A 20,765-nucleotide genomic window follows, 5' to 3' on the forward strand; every position below is an offset into this window, starting at 1 on the left:
GACAGATTAACGGCGGCAGGAAGGGTCAGCGTTGGCAGCGCGGACAGTACACGCTGGCGCGCTGGCCGAGACGGACCTCGCGCAGGGTCGAGCCGCAGACCTTGCAGAACTCGCCGCCGCGTCCGTAGACGAACAGCTCCTGCTGGAAGTAGCCCGGCTGGCCGTCGCCGCCGACGAAGTCGCGCAGCGTGGTGCCGCCGCGCTCGATGGCGATCGCCAGGATGCGTTTGATCTCCTGCGCCAACTTCAGGTAGCGGGCACGGGAGAGAGTGCCGGCCTCGCGGCGCGGGTCGATGCCGGCGGCGAACAGCGCCTCGGTGGCGTAGATGTTGCCCACGCCGACCACTACCGCGTTGTCCATGATGAAGGGTTTCACCGCCATGCTGCGGCCGCGGGACATCTGGTACAGCCGCTCGCCCTCGAAGGCGTCGGTCAGCGGCTCGGGCCCGAGGTGGCGCAACAGTTCGTGCTCCAGCGGCGTCTGGCTCCAGAGCAGCGCGCCGAAGCGCCGGGGATCGGTGTAGCGCAGCGCCATGCCCGACTCCAGCTCGATATCCACATGCTCGTGGCGCGCAGCCGGCAGCCCGCACTCGACCAGACGCAGGCTGCCCGACATGCCCAGGTGGCTGATCAGCGTGCCGGCCTCGGCGTTGAGCAACAGGTACTTGGCGCGCCGCTCCACCTGCAGGATGCGCTGCCCGGACAGGCGCACGTCGAGATCCTCCGGGATCGGCCAGCGCAGGCGGCGTTCACGGACGATCACGCGGCTGACGCGCTGGCCTTCGAGGTAGGGCGCGATGCCCCGGCGGGTGGTTTCGACTTCGGGTAATTCAGGCATGGATCGATACGCAGGAGGATTCTGTAGGAGCGAAGGGATAGCTAGTTATTGCTCGCGAACATCAAAAAAAGCAAATGCCTTGCAAGAAGGCTGCGCCCACGGTGAGGCGTGTGGAGCTTTTGTAGGAGCGGACTCCGTCCGCGATAGCCCGGCGCAAGAGTATCGCGGACAGAGTCCGCTCCTACGGGAGTCTGATGAGTTGTAGGGCGTATAACGTTCGACGTTATACGCCCTACGATTCAGTCCAGCGCCCGCGCCAACTGGATCAGCTCCCCGCGCCATTCCGCGGCCTGCGGCAGGGCGAGGAACGATTCATTGAGCAACGTCTCCCGCGCCTCGTAGGTGAAGGTCTGGCCATGCAGGTCGAGCACTTCGCCGCCGGCGCCTTCCAGCACCCCCTGGGCCGCTGCCGTATCCCATTGCGAGGTCGGCGCCAGGCGCGGATAGCAGTCCGCCGAGCCCTCGGCCAGCAGGCAGAACTTCAGCGAACTGCCGATATTGGCCAGTTCCAGATCTCCAAATCGCTCGGCCAGTCCGGCCAGCAGGCGCTCTTGGGCGGGACTCGAATGGCGTTTGCTGGCCACCACGGTGAATGCCTCGGCCGGGCTGACCCGCACGCTGATCTCCTGCGGCTCGCCACCACGCTCCTCACGCCACGCGCCAAGCGCTGCGCCACCGTAGTAGCAACGGCCGCTGGCGGGAACGCCGACGACGCCGAACACCACGCGGCCGCGCTCGATCAACGCCACATTGACGGTGAACTCCTCGCTGCCGGCGATGAATTCCTTGGTGCCGTCCAGCGGGTCCACCAGCCACCAGCGGGTCCACTGGGAGCGCTGCTCCAGGGGGATGTCGCAGTCCTCCTCCGACAGCACCGGCACCTCCGGCGCCAGCGCGCGCAGGCCGTCGGCTAGCAGGCGGTGGGCGGCCAGGTCGGCGGCGGTTACCGGGGACTCGTCGGCCTTCTGCTCGACGTCCAGGTCGCTGCGCCAGAACGGCAGGATCACGTCGCCCGCCTTGTGCACCAGGTCGATGACCGCAGGCAGAAAGGCGTGCATCACGGCTGGTACTCCCCTCGTTGGGTCAGCAGGTCGCGCACCAGATAGAGCGCGGCCAGAGCGCGTCCTTCGCTGAACTGGGCATGCTGGGCGAGGCTGGAGAGCTCGCGCAGGCTGATCTTGTCCACCCGCATCGGCTCCGGCTCGTCGCCGGGCAGGGTCTCGGGGTAGAGATTGCGCGCCAGCACCACCTGGATGCGCTGGCTCATGTAGCCAGGCGACAGCGACAGCTCGGTGATGTATTCGAGCTCGCCGGCGCCGTAGCCCGCCTCCTCCTTGAGCTCGCGGTCGGCCGCGGCGAGGATGTCCTCGCCCGGCTCCACCAGCCCCTTGGGCAGCGACAGCTGGTACTCGTCGACCCCGGCGCAGTATTCCTCGACCAGGACCACGTGCTCGGCGTCGAGCATCGCGACCACCATCACCGCGCCATAGCCCTGCCCCTTGCCCACCAGGCGTTCATAGGTGCGCTCCACGCCATTGGAGAAGCGCAATTGCAGCTCCTCGACGGCAAACAGTCGGCTTTTGGCGACGATCTCGCGGGCGAGCACCGTGGGTTTCTGACGCATGGGGCGACTCCTGGGGGTGGCCGGGTCGGCTATGATAACCCGCCTTTTCCGATTGTCCGTGTCGGATGTTGCGCGGCGCCTGCCGATCCGCTGCGCAATTACGACACCCTGTTACCGAGCCCACCATGCCAAGCCTGCCCTGGTCAGCCATCGATACCGTCCTGCTCGACATGGACGGCACCCTGCTCGACCTGCACTTCGACAATCATTTCTGGCTCGAGCACCTACCCAGGCGCTACGCCGAACACCACGGCATCAGCCGTGAGCAGGCCGACGCCGAACTGCTGCCACTGTTCCGCGACCACGCCGGACAGCTCAACTGGTACTGCCTGGATTTCTGGACCCGCGAGCTGAAGCTGTCGGTCCGCGACCTCAAGCGCGAAGTCGCCCATCTGATCGCCCTGCGTCCGGACGCCGACCTGTTCCTCGCCGCCCTGCGCCTGCACGACAAGCGCGCGGTGCTGATCACCAACGCCCACCGCGATTCGCTGTCGCTGAAGCTGGAGCGGGTCGAGCTCGAACCCTGGTTCGACCGCCTGATCAGCTCCCACGACTACGGCTACCCCAAGGAAGACCCGCAATTCTGGCAAGCGCTGCAGGCCGATATCGGTTTCGACCCGGCGCGCAGCCTGTTCATCGACGACAGCCTGCCGATCCTGCGCGCGGCGCGGCAGTTCGGCGTCGGCCACCTGCTGGCGGTGCGTCAGCCCGACAGCCGTGGCGCGCTCAAGGACACCGAGGAATTCGCCGCCCAGGACAGCTACCGGACGCTGATCGAGGGGCTCTGATTCCCGCTCGCCGGAAATGAAAGAGCCCGGCACTGGGCCGGGCTCCTTTACGCTACGCCGGAATCCGCAGCACTTGGCCGGGATAGATCTTGTCCGGGTGACTGAGCATCGGCTTGTTCGCCTCGAAGATCTTCATGTAGGCATTGGCATTGCCGTACTCGGCTTTGGCGATGGCGCTCAGGGTGTCGCCCTTCTTCACCGTGACAAAGCGCGCTTCCGGTGCGGGAGCCGCGACGGTGATGTGATCCTCGACACCGGAGACGCCAGCGACGTTGCCCAGGGTGAGCAGGATCTTTTCCTTCTCTTCCTGGCTGGCCACCTCGCCGGTGGCGATCACCTTGTCGCCCTCGACGCTGACCTGGATGGCCGGGTTGCCCAGGCCGACCTTGGCGATGTGCTCCTTGAGCGATTCGGCAGCCTGTGCCTCCTGGCCCACAATGCTTTCCCAGAGTTTCTCACCGGCTTCCTTCACGAACGCAAAAATGCCCATATCCAACCTCCCTACGGTTACAGTGACAGGCGGCCGGCATTGGGCGGACCGCGAGGGGTTGGAGTCTAGTCGGCAAGATCGACAGCGCCCGCCGGATTCTTCCCAGCCCGCCTTCATCCGACAGACGCCGCTTTCCGGAGCCATCCCCCGATGGACATCAAACAGCTCAAGTTCCTCTGTGCCCTCGACGAGACGCGACACTTCGGCCAGGCAGCAGTACGCTGCCATGTCACCCAGCCGACCCTGTCGATGCGCCTGCGCAATCTGGAGGAAGAGCTGGGCCTGGAACTGGTGCGGCGCGGGCAGCGCTTCGAAGGCTTCACCGAAGCCGGCGAGCGCGTGCTGGCCTGGGCGCGCAGCCTGCTGGCCGCCCACGATGGCCTGTATGCCGAGGCTGCCGCCTGCCGTGGCCAACTGGTCGGCACGCTGCGCCTGGGGCTGGTGCCGCTGGCGGGCTTCGACCCCATGCGGCTGATCGAACTGTTCGCCCAGCGCCACCCGGAACTGCGCTTCCAGCTCTACGCACTGAGCTCGGAGAACATCCTCGAAGGCCTCGCCCGCAACCAGTTGGACCTCGGCCTGTCCTACCTCGACCGCCTGGACCGCGAGCACTTCGAAGGGCTGGAGCTGGCCAGCACGCGCATGGGCCTGCTGCACGATTGCCGGCACTTCCAGTTCGACAGTCCGAGCCTCGCCTGGGAGGCACTGGCGGACCTGCCCCTGGGCCTGCTCGCCACCGGCATGCACTTTCGCCAGTCCATCGACCACGGCTTCCGCAGCCGTGGCCTGACACCCCAGCCACGCCTGGAAACCGACGCCGTGCACCAGTTGCTGCAAGCCGTGGAGCGTGGCCTGTGCTGCGCGATCATGCCGCTGGGCAGCGGGCTGGACGCCCAGGGCGAGCACTTCACTCTCACTCCGATAGAGGACGCCCGCACCCTCTCCCCGCTGGGCTTGATCATTCGCCGGGGCGAGCCGCGCTCGGCGTTGGCCGAGGCCTGTTTCCACGAAGCGGCTACCTTGCTGGACGGTTCTCCGGGCGAGTGATAGACGGCGTCGATCACGGTATCGAAACTACCCATTAGACGCCCCCGACGGAACGGCCTAGTCTGGCGCTATTATTAGAGAACCATAGGGCTCAGCCCATGCCTTGCTTGATCGCCCACCCGGCCGCCGCCGAGGACCGGGCTCCCGACACGTCCGCCGAAGGCTATGCCTACGCCGAACTCACCCCGGAGAACGACACCGGCAGCGCCCCGCTGGCCGACGAAATCGCCCTCGCCATTGCCTACAACGGCCTCAGCCAGGCCGTGATGATGGTTTCGCCGAACGACCTGGAAGACTTCGTTCACGGCTTCAGCCTCGGCGCTGGCTTCATCGAGTCCATCGACGACATCTATGACATCCGCCTGACTCCCCATGGCGATGCCATTGCCGCCGAGGTGCAGGTGAGCAGCCGCGCCTTCTGGGCACTCAAGGAGCAACGCCGGCAACTGGCCGGCAATACCGGCTGCGGCCTGTGCGGCGTCGAGGCGCTGGACCAGGCGCTGCCGAAGCTGCCGGTGCTGCCGTCCGCCCCGCTGCCGCCCGCCGCACACCTCGACGGCCTGCGCGAGCGGGTAAACGCTGCCCAGGAAATCGCCCGGCGCAGCGGCGCCGTGCACGCCGCGCTGTTCGTCGATGGCAGCGGCGAGATCCGCCTGTGCCGCGAGGACATCGGCCGCCACAACGCCCTCGACAAGCTGATCGGCGCCCTCAAGCGCCAGCGCCTGGACGCGCGCGATGGCTTTGCCGTGGTCACCAGCCGCTGCAGCCTGGAGCTGATCCACAAGGCGGTGCGCGCGGGGCTCTCCACCCTGGTCAGCCTCTCCGCGCCCACAGCCCTTACCGTGCAGTGGGCCCGCCGGCACAACCTGAACCTGATCCACCTGCCCCACCGCAACGCCCCCCGGGTCTACAGCCCGGCGCCGAAAGCCGTCTAACGAAAGAGTCTTCATGAGCCTGCAACACGAAAAACCCCGCTACCAGCCCTACACGGGCCCGGCCGCCGGCTGGGGCGCGCTGATCAGCGTCACGCGCTTCTGGCTGGACAGCAAGCAGCCCTTCAAGAACCTGCGCGCCCTGCTCAAGACCAACCAGAACGGCGGCTTCGACTGCCCCGGCTGCGCCTGGGGCGACTCCCCCGAGGACGGCCGGGTGAAGTTCTGCGAGAACGGCGCCAAGGCGGTGAACTGGGAAGCCACCAAGCGCCGGGTGGACGCCGCCTTCTTCGCCCGCCACAGCGTCAGCGCGCTGCGCGAGCAGAGCGACTACTGGCTCGAATACCAGGGCCGCCTGACCGAGCCGATGCGCTACGACCGGGCCACCGACCGCTACCTGCCGATCGCCTGGGACGATGCCTTCGCCCTCATCGCCCGGCACCTGAATGCGCTGCAAAGCCCCGACCAGGCCGAGTTCTACACCTCGGGCCGGGCCAGCAACGAAGCCGCCTTCCTTTACCAGTTGTTCGTCCGCGCCTTCGGCACCAACAACTTCCCCGACTGCTCGAACATGTGCCACGAGGCCAGCGGCGTGGCCCTCGGGGCGAGCGTCGGCGTCGGCAAGGGCACCGTGACCTTCGACGATTTCGAGCACGCCGACGCGATCTTCGTGTTCGGCCAGAACCCCGGCACCAACCATCCGCGCATGCTCGAACCACTGCGCGAGGCGGTGCAGCGCGGCGCCCAGGTGGTCGCCTTCAACCCGCTCAAGGAGCGCGGCCTGGAGCGTTTCCAGCATCCGCAGAACGCGCTGGAGATGCTCACCAACGGTTCCGAGCCGCTGAACACCGCGTTCTTCCGCCCGGCGCTGGGTGGCGACATGGCGGCCGTGCGCGGCATCGCCAAGTTCCTCCTGCAATGGGAACGCGAGGCCCAGGCCAAGGGCGAGCCGGCGGTGTTCGACCATGCCTTCATCGCCGAGCACACCCAGGGCGTCGAGGCCTACCTGGCCACGGTGGATGACACCCCCTGGGACCACATCGTCCAGCAGTCGGGCCTCAGCCTCGACGAGATCGAGCAGGCCGCGATCATGTACCGCCGCGCCGAACGCGTGATCGTCTGCTGGGCCATGGGCCTGACTCAGCACCACCACTCGGTGCCGACCCTCCAGGAACTGGTCAGCCTGCAACTGCTGCGCGGCAACGTCGGCCGCCCCGGCGCCGGCCTGTGCCCGGTACGCGGCCACAGCAACGTGCAGGGCGACCGCACCATGGGCATCAACGACCGCCCGCCCGCGGCGCTGCTCGACGCCCTCGAAGGCCGTTTCGGCTTCAAGGTGCCGCGCGCGCACGGCCACAACACGATCGAGGCGATCGAGGCGATGCTCAAGGGCGAGGCGAAAGTCTTCATCGGCCTGGGCGGCAACTTCGCCCAGGCCACCCCGGACAGCGCACGCACCCACAGTGCCCTGCAACGCTGCGCACTGACCGTGCAGATCAGCACCAAGCTCAACCGCAGCCACCTCACCGTAGGCGGTGACGCGCTGATCCTCCCGTGCCTGGGCCGCACCGACATCGACCGCCAGGCAGAGGGTCCGCAGGCGGTGACCGTGGAAGACTCCTTCAGCATGATCCACGCCTCCTTTGGCCAGCTGGAGCCGTCCTCAAAGCAGATGCGCTCGGAGCCCGCGATCATTGCCGGCATCGCCAAGGCCACCCTGGGCAACCATCCGGTGGACTGGGATGCGCTGATCGCCCATTACGACCGCATCCGCGACCTGATCGCCGACACCATCCCCGGCTTCACCGACTTCAACCGCCGCGTGGCGCATCCGGGCGGTTTCCACCTGGGCAACGCTGCCGCCGAGCGGCGCTGGAACACCGCCAGCGGCAAGGCCAACTTCCACAGCGACCCGCTGCCGGCGGACCTGGTCCACGAGAAGGTCCGCAAGACCGGCCAGGAGCCGCACCTGATCCTGCAGACGCTGCGCTCCCACGACCAGTACAACACCACCATCTATGGCCTTGACGACCGCTACCGCGGCGTGCGCGGCCAGCGCGAAGTGGTGTTCGCCAACGAAGCGGACATCCGCCGTCTGGGCTTCGAGCCAGGTGAGAAGGTGGACATGGTGTCGCTCTGGGCGGACGGCGTGGAACGCCGGGTCAGCGGCTTCACCCTGCTGGCCTACGACATCCCCGCGGGCCAGGCGGCGGCCTACTACCCGGAGACCAACCCGCTGGTGCCGCTGGAAAGCCACGGCGTGGGCAGCTACACCCCGACCTCCAAGTTCGTCGCCATCCGCTTCGAGAAGGCGCGGCCGAGCCTGCGGATCCTGTGATCGTCCGTCATCCCGGGAATGCCTGGGGTGACGGGCTCTTGATCTTGTAGGAGCGAGCTTGCTCGCGAACCTCCCAACCCTGATGTGGCCGGGAAACTCTGTTCGCGAGCAAGGACTGGGCGTCCCCCTCGGTCCTAACGAAAAGCGCATCGGCCTGAGCCTGTAGCCCCTGACTGCCAACACATTTTCACGGACACACTGAGGCCATGTCCTGCGAAGAATCCGCCGGAATTGCATCACGTAGGAAGGGAATGAAAGGTAAACTCGGAAGGGCACCAGGGAGTCGCGTGAAAAGCCATCATTGCAATGGCACCTTGCGTCAAAAACACACGAAAAACAAAGCCCTGGAATAACACTCAGACTACCCAAAATCGAAAAAGTTCCGACCTTAAATCAAATACTTGCATTATTTGATGAAAGTCGTGTTATTCGTCGGAAGTGCCTTGTCAGAGCCTTCGCACGAACCGAGGATCGCTTCCAACATCCCCACAGAGAGATCCTCTCTATGAAATACTCCTCGATGCTCCTGTTGTCTCTTGCGCTGGTTGGTGGCACCGCCTTCGCGGACGGCGACACCCGTGCCGGCGTCGGTGGCGCCCTGGGCGGGGTATTGGGTTCGGTCATCGGCCAGTCGGTCGGTGGCAGCACCGGCGCCGCCATTGGTAGTGGTCTCGGCGGTGCGGCCGGTGGTGCGGTCGGTGCCCGCCACGGCAACAAGACAGAAGCCGCCATCGGCGGTGGCCTGGGCGCAGCCGGCGGCCAGGTGATCGGCAACAAGATGGGCGGTACTACTGGCGGCCTGATCGGCGCGGCCCTGGGTGGCGGCGCGGGCGGCGCACTGGGCAACCACTACGCCGACAACAACCGCGACGACGACGATGATGACTACCATCACGGCTACCGTCGTGCCCGCTACTACGACCGTGACTGGCACGATAACGGTCGCCATCGCGGCTGGTACAAGCACCACAGGCACCACCACCGCGACTGGGATTGATCTGCGCAATACAAACCGCGATCAGTCCACGGAAGCGATGACTGACAGCCGGGCAAAGATTGCCCGGCTGTTTTGTGTGCGGGACAATTCCCCACCCCTACTCTCCATTCAGGATTCAGGTTCGCAAGATGCGTAAGACTCTTTCTGTTCTGGCGCTGGCTCTCCTGGCCAGCCACGCCATGGCCGATGACACCAAGGCTGCGATTGGCAGCGGTGTGGGCGGCGCACTCGGTAACGTGGTTGGCGGCGCCCTGGGCGGCTCCACCGGCGCGGCCATCGGCGCGGGCGTCGGCGGCGCGGCCGGCGGTGCAATGGGCGCGAAGAACGGCAACAAGACCGAGGCAGCCATTGGTGGCGGCCTGGGTGCAGCTGGCGGCTCGGTCATCGGCAACAAGGTCGGCGGTTCCACCGGCGGCACCATCGGAGCAGGCCTGGGCGGCGCCGCGGGCGGCGCGCTGGGTAACCACATGGCCGACAAGAACAACGATGACGACGACGATAACGATGGCCACCACGACAACGGCTATCACAAGGCCAAGGGCCACCATAAGCACAAACACAAGCATCACGACGACGATTGATGCTGCGTTGAGCCCAGAAAGAGCCCGCCTTCCGGCGGGCTCTTTCATTTCAGGCCTGGCGAGCCGGCAGCACCGAGAGCAGCGCGCTCAGCTCGACCGGTGGCCGCCCGCCCACCCGGCGCGTCTGGTATAGGCTTGCGGGTGAAGGATCACTGCCTACAAGGAGTTCTTGTCGTGAAAGTTGCTGCTGGACTGTTCCTGCCTCTGTTCATTGCACCCTGCGCTCAGGCGGCGAATTGGCAGGTCTGCCGGATGGAGGTGGAGATCACCGGGACGGTGACCCAGCCCCACCCTGCCCTGAAGGGGCGGGTGGAGTCGGTGAAGGCCCAGGCGGCGTCGACCGAGTGCCCGATTCGCGGCGAAGTGATCGCCTTCGCGCCGGAGAGCGCCGATTACCAGAGCATGATTGCGCGCAGGCACTGGCCCAAGCCGGGCCAGCGGGTGTGGATGCGCTATCAGTACCTGGATGGAGAGTGCAAGAACGACGGCAATCCCAAGCCCTGCCGGATTCAGCATTATCCGATGGGGTGGTGAGCGCTGCCCTTTCCATATGGCATCGCGCCCATCGCGGACAAAGTCCGCTCTTACGCGGGCGCTCAGCATGGGTGTTTTCCGGTAAGAGAAGAATCCATCCGCGAAGGATTTCGCGGGCATGGCCCGCTCCTACGAAGAGCATCGCCCCCCTTTTCTGGCTCTTGAAGACTTCCAGCGAAACACCCACGCACGCCGAGCGCCCCTTCAGGAGGCCGAGTGGAATCGGAGTTTCAGGGGTTGAGCGGCATGGATGCCGCGAGAGCCGCGATGGGCCAGGGATGGCCCTTCGACGGGGGGACGCCTAGTTCGGGCCCCTGAAACTTCGATGGAAGGAGGGAACCCCGGCGAAGCCGGGGCCGGATGCAGGGGCAAGACCTTTGGTTACTTTCTGTCGTTTGAGAAAGTAACTCGCCCGAGGGGGCGAAATAAAATCTTCCAGCGTACGCCGAAGCGACGCAGAAACACCCAAAGCCAAGACGGCGGATAACGCCAGAGGCGTTATTCGCCCTACGAAGAGCAAGAGCATCGCGGACGGAGTCCGCTCCTACGAAAAGCCGTTCAGGCGCGGAGCAATACTTCCATCGCCTCGCGCAACGGCACCGGGATCGGCACCGGGCCGTTGCTCGCGCGGTCGACGAACACATGCACGAACCTGCCCGCCGCACAGGCCAGTTCCTCACCTTCGCGGAAGATCGCCAGTTCGTACTGCACCGAGCTGTTGCCCAGCTTGCCGACCCGCAGGCCAACCTCGATGCGCTCGGGAAAGGCCACCGGCGCGAAGTAGTCGCAGCTGGAGCTGACCACGAAGCCCACCACCTCGCCGTCGTGGATATCCAGGCCGCCGCGCTCGATCAGGTAGGTATTCACCGCCGTGTCGAAGAAGCCGTAGTAGGTCACGTTGTTCACGTGGCCGTAGATGTCGTTGTCATGCCAGCGGGTGGTGATCGGCTGGAAGTGCGCGTAATCGGCGCGGCTGGGATGCTGTTCGCTCATCGCTCTCTCAATAGGCGGCTCGGTAGATGGCCAGCGCATCGCGCTCGCTGACCTCGCGGGGATTATTCACCAGCAGGCGCTGCTGCAACATCGCGTCTGCGGCCAGGCGCGGCAGGCTGTCTTCCGGCACACCGGCGTCACGCAGGCGCGAGGGCAGGCCACAGCGCGGGCTGAGTTCGGCCAGTTCGGCGATGAATTGCTCGGTGCGGTCGGCATCCGTACGCAGGCGCTCACCCAGCAGCAGCGGCGCCAGTTCGGCATACAGCGCACCGGCATTGGGCGCATTGAAGCGGATCACTTCCGGCAGCACCAGTGCATTGCTCAGGCCATGGGGAATGTGGAAGTGCCCGCCCAGCGGGTAGGCCAGCGCGTGCACCGCGGCCACCGGCGCATTGGCGAAGGCCTGTCCGGCCAGGCAGGCGCCCAGCAGCATGGCCTGGCGCGCCTCGCGGTTGCGGCCGTTGTTCACCGCCTCATCCAGATTCAGCGCCAGCAGACGCAGCGCTTCGCGGGCCAGCAGGTCGGACAGCGGGTTCTTCTTCAGCTTGCTGGTATAGGCCTCGATGGCGTGGACCATGGCGTCGATGCCGGTGGCGGCGGTGACTGCCGGCGGCAGGCCGAGGGTGAGGTCGGCGTCGAGCACCGCCAGGTCCGGCAGCAGATGCGGGCTGACCACGCCCATCTTGGTGGTCTCGCCGGTGGTGACGATGGCGATGGGGGTGACTTCGGAACCGGTGCCGGCGGTGGTCGGCACCTGGATCAGCGGCAGACGCGGGCCGCGGGCGTTGCCGACGCCGAAGATATCCTTGAGGCCCTGCGTCGCCAGCTGGTGCGCCAGCAGCGCCACCAGCTTGGCCACGTCCATCGAGCTGCCGCCACCGAAGCCGATCACCAGCTGCGCGGCCATCCTGTGCGCCTGCCCCGCGGCGGCCAGCACCACGCCTTCCGGCGGGTCGGCCAGTACCTGGTCGAAGACTTCCACCGCCACGCCAGCCCTCGCGAAGCCCGGTAGAACATCGTCGAGCATGTTCAGCCGGGTAATTCCAGGGTCGGTAACGATGAGGACGCGCTGGGCGCCGCGCTCGCGGCAGAGTTCACCCAGGCGGGCGGCGGAGCCACTCTCGCAGAGGATCTGCGCGGTGGTGGCAAAGCTGAAAGGCTGCATGGCGGTCCCCTTCTTGTTGTGCTTGCAAGCCCCATCGCAGAGCGGGCCGGCCAGGACAGCGAGAATAATCTGCCGTCACGGGTCCTCCTCCCCTCCCTTGGAAGGGGAAAGACGGCCAGCATAGCAAACAGCCCACTAATTCACGGAACCAGGTATCGCTATGCGAAACCATTATTCACAAACTGAATACCACCAAGCAGCCAGGAGAGGACGGCGAAAGAAGGCACGACTGAAACGCAAAGGCCGGCATTGCGCCGGCCTTTTCTTCACAAGGTCAGGTCAGACAGCGACCGGCGCCTTGATGTGCGGGTGGGACTCGTAGCCGACCAGCTCGAAGTCCTCGAAGCGGAAGTCGAACAGGTCCTTCACCTCGGGGTTGATCTTCATGGTCGGCAGCGGCAGCGGCTGGCGGGTCAGCTGCAGGTCGGTCTGCTCCAGGTGATTGGCGTACAGGTGGCAGTCACCGCCGGTCCAGATGAACTCGCCCGGCTGCAGGCCCGCGACCTGCGCGACCATCAGGGTCAGCAGCGCATAGCTGGCGATGTTGAAGGGCACGCCGAGGAAGATGTCGGCCGAGCGCTGGTAGAGCTGGCAGCTGAGCTTGCCGTCGGCGACGTAGAACTGGAACAGCGCATGGCACGGCGGCAGGGCCATCTCGTCGATCAGCGCCGGGTTCCAGGCGGAGACGATCAGGCGGCGCGAGTCCGGGTTCTTCTTCAGCATCGCCATCAGGTTGGCGATCTGGTCGATATGGCGGCCGTCCGGCGCCGGCCAGGAGCGCCACTGGTAGCCGTAGACCGGGCCGAGGTCGCCGTTCTCGTCGGCCCACTCGTCCCAGATGGAGACGCCGTTTTCCTTCAGGTAGGCGATGTTGGTCGAGCCTTTGAGGAACCACAGCAGCTCATGAATGATCGATTTCAGGTGGCACTTCTTGGTGGTCACCAGCGGGAAGCCTTCGGCCAGGTCGAAACGCATCTGATGGCCGAACACGCTGTAGGTGCCGGTGCCGGTGCGGTCGCTCTTGAAGGTGCCGTGTTCGCGCACGTGGCGCATGAGGTCGAGGTACTGTTTCATCGGTGCTGTTTTATCCGGTGAGGCTCTGCGGCGCGGCTCGCGGTGGCCGCCGGCGGGTCGATCCGCCCATGCAGAATCTGAACAAGCGGCAATACTAAGGGGCGCGGCCCGCTCTCGCCACCCCGACCGGCCCGGTGGCCGCACTCCGTTTCGAACGACACGACGCAGGCGGCGTCCGACCGCCGCCGCCCTTGCCTGGTGCCAGAGAGGTCTGCATGTCCGACGTTCAATTGCCCGACTTCCCCCTTTCCCGTCGTCAACTGCTGGCGGCGGCCTGCACCGCCGCGGCTGTCGGCAGCGTACTGCTCAGCCCCGCTGTCCGCACCTGGGCCGCGCTGACGCCCCAGGCCGAGGCGGAGCTGGCCAGTTTCATGACCCTCTCCCAGCGCTTGACCGGCCGCAGCAACCTCGACCCGCGCATCGGTCAGCGCCTGTTCGAAGCGCTGGCCCAGCGCGATACCGCGCTCAAGCAGAGTCTCGCCGAGCTGCAGGCGCACCTGGCCGACCCGCCCGCCAGTTGGGGCGAGCGCCAGCAGTGGCTGGCCCGGCAGATCCTCGGTGGCTGGTACCTGGGGCAGATCGGCGATGCCAGCAACGCCACGCTGATCAGCTATGAGCAGGCGCTGATGTTCAAGGCGGTGGACGACGTGCTGGTGATCCGCAGCTACTGCCCGAACAAGCCGGGTTTCTGGGCGGCCCAGCCGGCCGAGCGGGAGGTGTGAACATGGCCGAGACGCAACGCGCGGATTTCGTGGTGGTCGGCTCCGGCGTCGCCGGGGCACTGGTGGCTCATCAACTGGCGCTGGCCGGCAAGGACGTGCTGATCCTCGAGGCCGGGCCGCGCATGGCGCGCTGGGAGATCGTCGAGCGCTTCCGCAACCAGGCGGACAAGTCCGACAACCAGGCGGCCTACCCGTCCAGCCCGCACGCGCCGCACCCGCAGTTCAAGCCGGACAACCACTACCTGATCCAGAAGGGCACCCACCCCTACGACGTGCAGTATCTGCGCGTGGTCGGCGGCACCACCTGGCACTGGGCGGCCTCGGCCTGGCGCTTCCTGCCCAACGACTTCAAGCTGGCGAGCCTCTACGGCGTGGGCCGCGACTGGCCCATCGAGTACGCGGAGCTCGAACCCTGGTACCAGCGCGCCGAGGAGGAGCTGGGCGTCTGGGGGCCGGGCGACGAGGAACTCGACTCTCCGCGCAGCCAGCCCTACCCCATGCCGCCACTGCCGCTGTCGTGGAACGAGCAGCGCATCAAGACCCTGCTCAACGCCAATGGCTACCGCGTAGTCACCGAGCCGGTGGCGCGCAACAGCCGCCCCTACGACGCGCGGCCCACCTGCTGCGGCAACAACAATTGCATGCCGATCTGCCCCATCGGCGCCATGTACAACGGCATCGTCCACGTCGAGAAGGCCGAAGCCGCCGGCGCGCGACTGGTGGAAAACGCCGTGGTGTTCAAGCTGGAGAAGGGCGACGGCGGCAAGATCAGCGCCGCGCTGTACAAGGACCCGCAGGGCAACGAGCACCGGGTCGAAGGCGACACCTTCATCCTCGCCGCCAACGGCATCGAGACGCCCAAGCTGATGCTGATGTCGGAGATCGGCAACAGCTCGGACATGGTCGGCCGCAACCTCATGGACCACCCCGGCACCGCCGTGCAGTTCTATGCCGACGAGAAGCTCTGGCCAGGCCGTGGGCCGCAGGAAATGACCTCCATGGTGGGCTTCCGCGATGGCGCGTTCCGCAGCCAGTACGCCTCGAAGAAGATCCACCTTTCGAACCTCTCGCGCACCGACCAGGTGGCCGCCGAGCTGATCCGCAAGGGCCCGCTGCTGCTGGGCCGCGAGCTGGAAGCGCAGATCCGCGACCGTGCCGCGCGCTTCGTGCGCTTCGACAGCTTCCACGAAATCCTGCCGCACCCGGAGAACCGTATCGTCCCCAGCGCCAGCGAGCGCGATGCCGTGGGCATCCCCAAGCCGGAGTTCACCTACGCGATGGACGACTACGTGCACAAGAGCGCGGCGCACACCCGCGAGGTGTACACCCATGCGGCGAAACTGCTGGGCGGCACCGAGGTGGTGTTCGAGGACAACTTCGCCAACAACAACCACATCACCGGCACCACCCTGATGGGCGCCGACCCGAAGGACTCGGTGGTCGACAGCCACTGCCGCAGCCACGACCACCCCAACCTGTTCATCGCCGGCAGCGCAGTGATGCCCACCGTCGGCTCGGTGAACTGCACCCTGACCATCGCCGCCCTGGCCCTGCGCCTGGCCGACCAGCTGAAGCGGGAGGCCTGACGATGAAAACCCTGGCACTCCTCGCCCTACTCGCTGCCCCTCTTTCGGGCCACGCCGCCAATGCGCTGGACCCGGCGCCACAGGAACTGCTGCAACGTGGCGAGTATCTGGCCCGTGCCGGCGACTGCGCCGCCTGCCACACCGCGCCGGGCGGCAAGCCCTTCGCCGGCGGCCTGCCGCTGACCACGCCGCTGGGCGCGGTGTACTCCACCAACATCACACCCGACCCGAAAACCGGCATCGGCAGCTACAGCTACGACGACTTCGCCCGCGCCCTGCGCGACGGCGTGGCCAAGGGCGGCACCCGCCTCTACCCGGCGATGCCCTACACCGCCTACGCGAAGATCAACGACGACGACATGAAGGCGCTCTACGCCTGGTTCCTCAACGGCGGCGTGCAGGCGGTGGCGCAGCCCAACCAGGATTCGGACATCGCCTGGCCGCTGGACGTGCGCTGGCCACTGGCAATCTGGAACCTGCTGTTCCACGACGATGCGGTCTACCAGAACAATCCGAAGCAGGGTGCCGCCTGGAACCGTGGCGCCTACCTGGTCCAGGGCCTGGCCCACTGTGGCACCTGCCACACCCCTCGCGGCATGGCCTTCCAGGAGAAGGCCATGAACGAACAGGGCACCGGCTTCCTCGCCGGTGCCGCCCTGGGCGGCTGGTACGCCTTCAACATCACCCCCGACACCCACAGCGGCATCGGCGGCTGGAGCGACGCGGAGATCGTGCAGTACCTCAAGACCGGCGGCGTGCCGGGCAAGGCCCAGGCCGCGGGCCCCATGGGCGAGGCGGTGGAGCACAGCTTCCAGTACCTGACGGAAGCGGACCTGCAAGCCATCGCCACCTACCTGCGCAGCGTCCCGGCGTTCAGCGATGGCGAGCGCAAGGCGCGCTTCCAGTGGGGCAAGCCGGCCGAGGACGTGGTCACCCTGCGCGGCCAGGACTTCGCCACGCAAAATCAGGTCGACGGCGCCCGCCTCTACCTGGGCAATTGCGCCAGCTGCCACTCCTGGAGCGGCGAAGGGGTGAAGGACGGCTATTACCCGATGCTGCTGAAGAACAGCGCGGTCGGCGCCCTGCAACCGGACAACCTGGTGCAGGTGGTACTCGGCGGCGTGCACCGCAAGGTCGGCGACCAGGAGCTGTTCATGCCGGGCTTCGCGGGGACGCTCAATGACGAGCAGATCGCCACCCTGGTGAACTACCTCACCGCGCAGTTCGGCAATCCGGAGGTGAAAGTCGACAGCGCGCGGGTCGCGGAAATACGCCAGCCCTGAGCCTCATCCCGACATAGTGGCGGGCCGCCACCCCACGACGAAGACGGCCCGCCCGCGTTGACAGCCTCCCCCTGCTCGCGGAAGCTCCCTTACCCCTGGAGTCGTCGCGGAACAACGGATGTCCATGTCCCACAAGACCAAGAAGCCTCGCCCCACTCCCCACGCGCCCCAACCGTCCGCACCGCGCCGCACCTGGCTCGCCGTGGTGGCCGGGCTGCTGCTGGCGGCCACCGTCGGCGCCTGGATCTGGGTTGAGCAGGACAACGGCGTCACCCTGCCGAGCGGCCATCCGCCGGTCCAGAACTCCGCACCGGCTGCACAGGCGCCGACACCTGCGCCGCAATCCGCGCAACTGGTTGCCGAATCCACCTGCACCGGGTGCCACCAGACACAGACCAAGGACTGGCAGGGCTCCCATCACCAGCAGGCGATGAAGCCGGCCAGCGAAGGCAACGTGCTCGGCGATTTCGCCGACGTCACCTTCAAGGGCGAGGTCGAGACCACCCGTTTCTTCCGCAAGGGCGACGAATACTGGGTCAATACCCCTGGCAACGACGGCAAGCCGGCGGACTTCAAGGTGGCCTACACCTTCGGCATCGAACCCTTGCAGCAGTATCTGCTGGAGTACCCGGGCGGCCGCCTGCAGGCCCTCGGCGTCGCCTGGGATAGCCGCAAGCAGCACTGGTTCCAGCTGATGCCCGGCCAACGCATCGATTACAAGGACGAGCTGCACTGGACCCGTCCGGCGCAGAACGCCAACTTCATGTGCGTCGAGTGCCATACCACCGGCTTCAAGCGCAATTACGACGCCAAAACCGACAGCTTCGCCAGCCACTGGAACAGCCTCGGCGTCGGCTGCCAGGCCTGTCACGGCCCGGCATCGAAGCACCTGGAATGGGCGCAGAAACCGGATCGCAGCGCCGACAAGGGCTTCGAGGTGCCGCTGAAAAATGCCAGCCAGAGCACCGTGGTGGAAACCTGCGCACGCTGCCACGCCCGCCGCGCGCCGCTGGGCGACGGCTACCAGAACAAAAACCGCTTCATGGACGACTACCTGCCCAGCACCCTGACCCGCGAGCTCTACGAGATCGACGGCAAGATCAAGGACGAGGTCTTCGAATGGGGCTCCTTCACCCAGAGCAAGATGTTCGCCAAGGGCGTGCAGTGCACCGACTGCCACAATCCCCACAGCGGCGAGCTGAAGGCGCCGGGCAATGGCGTCTGCCTGCAATGCCACAACACCGCCGGCAAGCCGGTGCGCCCGCAGATCGACGGCAAGGGCCTGAAGGCGAAGAACTACGACTCGCCTGAGCACCATCACCACGAACCCGGCAGCCCCGGCGCGCAGTGCACGTCCTGTCACATGCCGGGCCGCTACTACATGGTCAACGACTACCGCCACGACCACGGCTTCAGCCTGCCCGACCCTGCGCACGCACGGCGCATCGGCGCGCCCGACGCCTGCCTGGCCTGCCACAAGGACACCCCGGCGAAGAAGATCGCCGAGCAGTTCCAGCAGTGGTACGCCAGCGAACAGCCGGCCAGGCCGAACGCCTCGGGCAATCCCACGCCACGCTACGACGACACCCTCTGGAAGGCCCGTGGCGGCAAGCCGGGCGCCTCCCGCGCGCTGCACCTGCTGCTGGCCTCGCCCGAGCTGCCGGCGATCCGCCGCGCGACGCTGCTGGCCGAACTGCCTGACTACCCCAGCCCCCGTTCGCTGGAGCTGGCGGCGCAGGGCCTGAAGGACCCCGATCCGCTGGTGCGCACGGCCGCCATCAACGTCGTCATGCCTCTCGCCAATGGGCCGCAGCAGGCCCTGGTGCTGGTGCCCCTGATGGCTCCCCTGCTGAATGACCCGATCCGTGCCGTGCGCATCACCGCGGCCTGGCAGTTGTCGCAGTTGCCGCCGCAGGCTCGCCCCGGCCTCGACGAGGCCCTGGACAAGGGGTTGCGCGAATACGAGGACGTCCATAAGAGCCTGGCGGAGCGCGCCGAGGCCAACCTCAACCTCGCCATGCTCTACCAGCGCACCGGTCGGAGCGACCAGGTGGAGCCGGCGCTCCGCGCGGCGATACAGCACAACCCGGACTTCCTGCCGGCCACCGTCACGCTGATCCAGTGGCTGGAAGCCAACGGTCGCCAGGCCGATGCCGGCCAACTGCTCGACGACGCCCTGCGCCAGCATCCGTCCGCCGGGCTGCTGCACCACGTCAAGGGCCTCGCCCTGGTGCGCCAGGGCGAGCGCCCGGCGGCGCTCAAGGAGCTGCGTGAAGCGGTGCGCCTGTCGCCGGACGACGACCAGTTCCGCTACGTGCTGGCCATCGCCCTGCACGACAGCGGCGAAGCCGACGCCGCCGCCCATGAGCTGGAGGCACTGCTGCAGCGCCACCCGGCCAACCGTACGGCACGCCTGGCGCTGATCGGCTACCTGCGCGAGACCGGGCAGATGCAGAAAGTGCAGATGCTGCTGGCGGAACTGGAGCAACAGAATCCGGACGATCCCACGCTCAAGCGTGAGTGAATCTTCCGACGAGCAGGCGGGAACTCGGGAAGCGGCAAACGCTCTGACAGACGCACTCAACCAAGGAGTTACCATGCGTCGCCGCTTCATCCCCGCCGTCATTGCGTTCACCCTATTCCCGCTGGCCTCGGCCATGGCCGAAGACAGCGACTTCTGGCACTCGGTCCTGACCTCCGGCGCCACCACCGCCTCGAGCTACCTGACCAGCCGCGACGACCACAAACTGGTTGGCCCGGCCCAGGACGATGCCGCCAGCTTCATCGCCACCGATGGCGCCATTCGCGGCCCCTACCTTGAGGCCGCGCTGCAGCAGATGCGCACCGGCAACCCGGCGCTGGCCAACGCCAGCGACGCGGAACTGGCCACCGCCCTGCTCGCCAGCCAACGCTGACCGCCACGGCGCGCGCTGCCTCCCCACACAGTGCGCGCCGCCCGGCGCAAAGGTGGAACTCCCCGCAAACCCCGCGCATCTCACCTGTACACGGACCCTCCGGAGGTGATTCTGATGCACACCGCCAAACTGGCCACCGTACTCGCCCTGCTCGCCCTGCCCGTTACCTCGGCCCTGGCCGATGACTTCCTGCGCGATATCATCTCGTCCGGCGCGACCACCGCGTCGCTCTACCTGACCTTCAGGCATGACCACAAACTGATCGTCGCCGCCCAGGACGACGCCAGCGCCTATGTCGCCAGCGACGGTGCGATCCGTGGCCCCTACCTTGAATCCGCCCTGACCCGCCTGCGCAACGACAATCCCAGCCTGCGTGATCGCAGCGACATGGACCTGGCCAACGCCATCCTGGCCCGCGGCGACGATGCACCTGCCCACTGAACCCCACCGACGCGGCCCCTGGCGCTCGCCACGGGCCGTTCCCTGCTGGCGGGGCCGGCGGGAGGATCGGGTTACTCCGCCCGCCCAGCGCCATTCCCTCGTGCTGACTGCCTCCCTGTAGGAGCGGGCCATGCCCGCGATGCACCGGCAGATCAGCCAGGTTCGCCACAGGAGGCGCAAGGCCCTGACGTTTTCCTGTAGCAACGGGGTCCTCCGCGCGGGATTTCGCGGACAAGGGCTAGGCGCCCCCGTCTCTCCTACGGGAGCCAGAGCGCCACGCTCTGGCTCTGGCTCTGGCTCTGGTTCTGGCTCCTTAAGACTTCCAGAAAAACATCCGAGCACTCCGAACGGCCCCTTCAGGAGGCCGAGTGGAATCGGAGTTTCAGGGGTTGAGCGGCATGGATGCCGCGAGAGCGT

At 66.8% G+C, this 20,765-nt stretch carries 20 protein-coding genes; 13 read left to right on the forward strand and 7 right to left on the reverse strand.

Annotated elements, in window-relative coordinates:
• Positions 1 to 25: 25 nt before the first annotated feature.
• From mutM to nudE, 3 genes are all read right to left on the reverse strand, one after another.
• Positions 26 to 838: a bifunctional DNA-formamidopyrimidine glycosylase/DNA-(apurinic or apyrimidinic site) lyase gene (gene mutM / locus J5M67_RS12820; protein WP_207885713.1), complete on the reverse strand. Its 813-nt coding sequence runs from the start codon at positions 836 to 838 to the stop codon at positions 26 to 28.
• Positions 839 to 1,077: 239 nt separating this feature from the next.
• Positions 1,078 to 1,896: a 3'(2'),5'-bisphosphate nucleotidase CysQ gene (gene cysQ / locus J5M67_RS12825; protein WP_207885714.1), complete on the reverse strand. Its 819-nt coding sequence runs from the start codon at positions 1,894 to 1,896 to the stop codon at positions 1,078 to 1,080.
• A complete protein-coding gene (gene nudE, locus J5M67_RS12830) occupies positions 1,896 to 2,462 on the reverse strand; it encodes an ADP compounds hydrolase NudE (protein ID WP_207885715.1) in 567 nt (188 codons plus the stop codon). Before nudE ends, cysQ begins: the two co-directional genes overlap by 1 nt.
• 125 nt (positions 2,463 to 2,587) lie before the next feature.
• Here nudE and yrfG point away from each other — a divergent pair, with 125 nt between their 5' ends.
• On the forward strand, positions 2,588 to 3,250 hold the full coding sequence (gene yrfG / locus J5M67_RS12835) for a GMP/IMP nucleotidase (RefSeq protein WP_207885716.1): 663 nt from the start codon (positions 2,588 to 2,590) through the stop codon (positions 3,248 to 3,250).
• Between the two features lie 52 nt (positions 3,251 to 3,302).
• Here yrfG and lysM read toward each other — a convergent pair whose 3' ends face one another.
• The gene (gene lysM / locus J5M67_RS12840; protein ID WP_207885717.1) at positions 3,303 to 3,740 is read right to left on the reverse strand and encodes a peptidoglycan-binding protein LysM; all 438 of its coding nucleotides are present in this window, start codon (positions 3,738 to 3,740) and stop codon (positions 3,303 to 3,305) included.
• Between the two features lie 150 nt (positions 3,741 to 3,890).
• On the opposite strand from lysM, the gene J5M67_RS12845 reads away from it, so the two are divergent.
• From J5M67_RS12845 to J5M67_RS12870, 6 genes are all read left to right on the forward strand, one after another.
• Complete coding sequence (locus J5M67_RS12845) at positions 3,891 to 4,787, forward strand: LysR family transcriptional regulator (protein ID WP_207885718.1); 897 nt, start codon at positions 3,891 to 3,893, stop codon at positions 4,785 to 4,787.
• A gap of 98 nt (positions 4,788 to 4,885) precedes the next feature.
• A complete protein-coding gene (gene fdhD / locus J5M67_RS12850; RefSeq protein WP_207885719.1) occupies positions 4,886 to 5,722 on the forward strand; it encodes a formate dehydrogenase accessory sulfurtransferase FdhD in 837 nt (278 codons plus the stop codon).
• A gap of 13 nt (positions 5,723 to 5,735) precedes the next feature.
• Complete coding sequence (locus J5M67_RS12855; RefSeq protein ID WP_207885720.1) at positions 5,736 to 8,057, forward strand: FdhF/YdeP family oxidoreductase; 2,322 nt, start codon at positions 5,736 to 5,738, stop codon at positions 8,055 to 8,057.
• A gap of 505 nt (positions 8,058 to 8,562) precedes the next feature.
• Positions 8,563 to 9,054 (forward strand): hypothetical protein, encoded by a 492-nt coding sequence (locus J5M67_RS12860; RefSeq protein ID WP_207885721.1) that lies wholly within the window; start codon positions 8,563 to 8,565, stop codon positions 9,052 to 9,054.
• Positions 9,055 to 9,182: 128 nt separating this feature from the next.
• Positions 9,183 to 9,635 (forward strand): glycine zipper domain-containing protein, encoded by a 453-nt coding sequence (locus tag J5M67_RS12865; protein WP_207885722.1) that lies wholly within the window; start codon positions 9,183 to 9,185, stop codon positions 9,633 to 9,635.
• A gap of 174 nt (positions 9,636 to 9,809) precedes the next feature.
• On the forward strand, positions 9,810 to 10,169 hold the full coding sequence (locus J5M67_RS12870; RefSeq protein ID WP_243808055.1) for a hypothetical protein: 360 nt from the start codon (positions 9,810 to 9,812) through the stop codon (positions 10,167 to 10,169).
• Positions 10,170 to 10,727: 558 nt separating this feature from the next.
• Here the strand turns inward: J5M67_RS12870 and J5M67_RS12875 are convergent.
• The 3 genes from J5M67_RS12875 to J5M67_RS12885 form a co-directional block, all read right to left on the reverse strand.
• Complete coding sequence (locus tag J5M67_RS12875) at positions 10,728 to 11,162, reverse strand: thioesterase family protein (protein WP_207885723.1); 435 nt, start codon at positions 11,160 to 11,162, stop codon at positions 10,728 to 10,730.
• Between the two features lie 7 nt (positions 11,163 to 11,169).
• Positions 11,170 to 12,327, reverse strand: a complete 1,158-nt coding sequence (locus J5M67_RS12880) for an iron-containing alcohol dehydrogenase (RefSeq protein ID WP_207885724.1) — start codon at positions 12,325 to 12,327, stop codon at positions 11,170 to 11,172.
• Between the two features lie 279 nt (positions 12,328 to 12,606).
• Positions 12,607 to 13,401, reverse strand: a complete 795-nt coding sequence (locus J5M67_RS12885; protein WP_207885725.1) for a thymidylate synthase — start codon at positions 13,399 to 13,401, stop codon at positions 12,607 to 12,609.
• Between the two features lie 215 nt (positions 13,402 to 13,616).
• Between J5M67_RS12885 and J5M67_RS12890 the strand changes: the two genes are divergently transcribed.
• The 6 genes from J5M67_RS12890 (at position 13,617) to J5M67_RS12915 (ending at position 20,348) form a co-directional block, all read left to right on the forward strand.
• Complete coding sequence (locus J5M67_RS12890; RefSeq protein WP_207885726.1) at positions 13,617 to 14,123, forward strand: sugar dehydrogenase complex small subunit; 507 nt, start codon at positions 13,617 to 13,619, stop codon at positions 14,121 to 14,123.
• A 2-nt stretch (positions 14,124 to 14,125) separates the two neighbouring features.
• A complete protein-coding gene (locus J5M67_RS12895; protein ID WP_207885727.1) occupies positions 14,126 to 15,709 on the forward strand; it encodes a GMC family oxidoreductase in 1,584 nt (527 codons plus the stop codon).
• Between the two features lie 2 nt (positions 15,710 to 15,711).
• On the forward strand, positions 15,712 to 16,992 hold the full coding sequence (locus J5M67_RS12900) for a cytochrome c (RefSeq protein WP_207885728.1): 1,281 nt from the start codon (positions 15,712 to 15,714) through the stop codon (positions 16,990 to 16,992).
• A gap of 118 nt (positions 16,993 to 17,110) precedes the next feature.
• On the forward strand, positions 17,111 to 19,516 hold the full coding sequence (locus J5M67_RS12905; RefSeq protein ID WP_207885729.1) for a tetratricopeptide repeat protein: 2,406 nt from the start codon (positions 17,111 to 17,113) through the stop codon (positions 19,514 to 19,516).
• A 73-nt stretch (positions 19,517 to 19,589) separates the two neighbouring features.
• Entirely contained in the window at positions 19,590 to 19,907 is a 318-nt protein-coding gene (locus tag J5M67_RS12910) for a DUF2388 domain-containing protein (protein WP_207885730.1), read from the forward strand.
• Positions 19,908 to 20,021: 114 nt separating this feature from the next.
• A complete protein-coding gene (locus J5M67_RS12915; protein WP_207885731.1) occupies positions 20,022 to 20,348 on the forward strand; it encodes a DUF2388 domain-containing protein in 327 nt (108 codons plus the stop codon).
• Positions 20,349 to 20,765: the final 417 nt, after the last annotated feature.

Source organism: Pseudomonas sp. 30_B (assembly GCF_017491605.1).
In the GTDB taxonomy this organism is placed as follows: Bacteria; Pseudomonadota; Gammaproteobacteria; order Pseudomonadales; family Pseudomonadaceae; genus Pseudomonas.

Coding starts and splice junctions, on each gene's coding strand:
- mutM (WP_207885713.1), bottom strand. CDS start 838: ATGCCTGAATTACCCGAAGTCGAAACCACCCGCCGGGGCATCGCGCCC.
- cysQ (WP_207885714.1), bottom strand. CDS start 1,896: ATGCACGCCTTTCTGCCTGCGGTCATCGACCTGGTGCACAAGGCGGGC.
- nudE (WP_207885715.1), bottom strand. CDS start 2,462: ATGCGTCAGAAACCCACGGTGCTCGCCCGCGAGATCGTCGCCAAAAGC.
- yrfG (WP_207885716.1), top strand. CDS start 2,588: ATGCCAAGCCTGCCCTGGTCAGCCATCGATACCGTCCTGCTCGACATG.
- lysM (WP_207885717.1), bottom strand. CDS start 3,740: ATGGGCATTTTTGCGTTCGTGAAGGAAGCCGGTGAGAAACTCTGGGAA.
- J5M67_RS12845 (WP_207885718.1), top strand. CDS start 3,891: ATGGACATCAAACAGCTCAAGTTCCTCTGTGCCCTCGACGAGACGCGA.
- fdhD (WP_207885719.1), top strand. CDS start 4,886: ATGCCTTGCTTGATCGCCCACCCGGCCGCCGCCGAGGACCGGGCTCCC.
- J5M67_RS12855 (WP_207885720.1), top strand. CDS start 5,736: ATGAGCCTGCAACACGAAAAACCCCGCTACCAGCCCTACACGGGCCCG.
- J5M67_RS12860 (WP_207885721.1), top strand. CDS start 8,563: ATGAAATACTCCTCGATGCTCCTGTTGTCTCTTGCGCTGGTTGGTGGC.
- J5M67_RS12865 (WP_207885722.1), top strand. CDS start 9,183: ATGCGTAAGACTCTTTCTGTTCTGGCGCTGGCTCTCCTGGCCAGCCAC.
- J5M67_RS12875 (WP_207885723.1), bottom strand. CDS start 11,162: ATGAGCGAACAGCATCCCAGCCGCGCCGATTACGCGCACTTCCAGCCG.
- J5M67_RS12880 (WP_207885724.1), bottom strand. CDS start 12,327: ATGCAGCCTTTCAGCTTTGCCACCACCGCGCAGATCCTCTGCGAGAGT.
- J5M67_RS12885 (WP_207885725.1), bottom strand. CDS start 13,401: ATGAAACAGTACCTCGACCTCATGCGCCACGTGCGCGAACACGGCACC.
- J5M67_RS12890 (WP_207885726.1), top strand. CDS start 13,617: ATGTCCGACGTTCAATTGCCCGACTTCCCCCTTTCCCGTCGTCAACTG.
- J5M67_RS12895 (WP_207885727.1), top strand. CDS start 14,126: ATGGCCGAGACGCAACGCGCGGATTTCGTGGTGGTCGGCTCCGGCGTC.
- J5M67_RS12900 (WP_207885728.1), top strand. CDS start 15,712: ATGAAAACCCTGGCACTCCTCGCCCTACTCGCTGCCCCTCTTTCGGGC.
- J5M67_RS12905 (WP_207885729.1), top strand. CDS start 17,111: ATGTCCATGTCCCACAAGACCAAGAAGCCTCGCCCCACTCCCCACGCG.
- J5M67_RS12910 (WP_207885730.1), top strand. CDS start 19,590: ATGCGTCGCCGCTTCATCCCCGCCGTCATTGCGTTCACCCTATTCCCG.
- J5M67_RS12915 (WP_207885731.1), top strand. CDS start 20,022: ATGCACACCGCCAAACTGGCCACCGTACTCGCCCTGCTCGCCCTGCCC.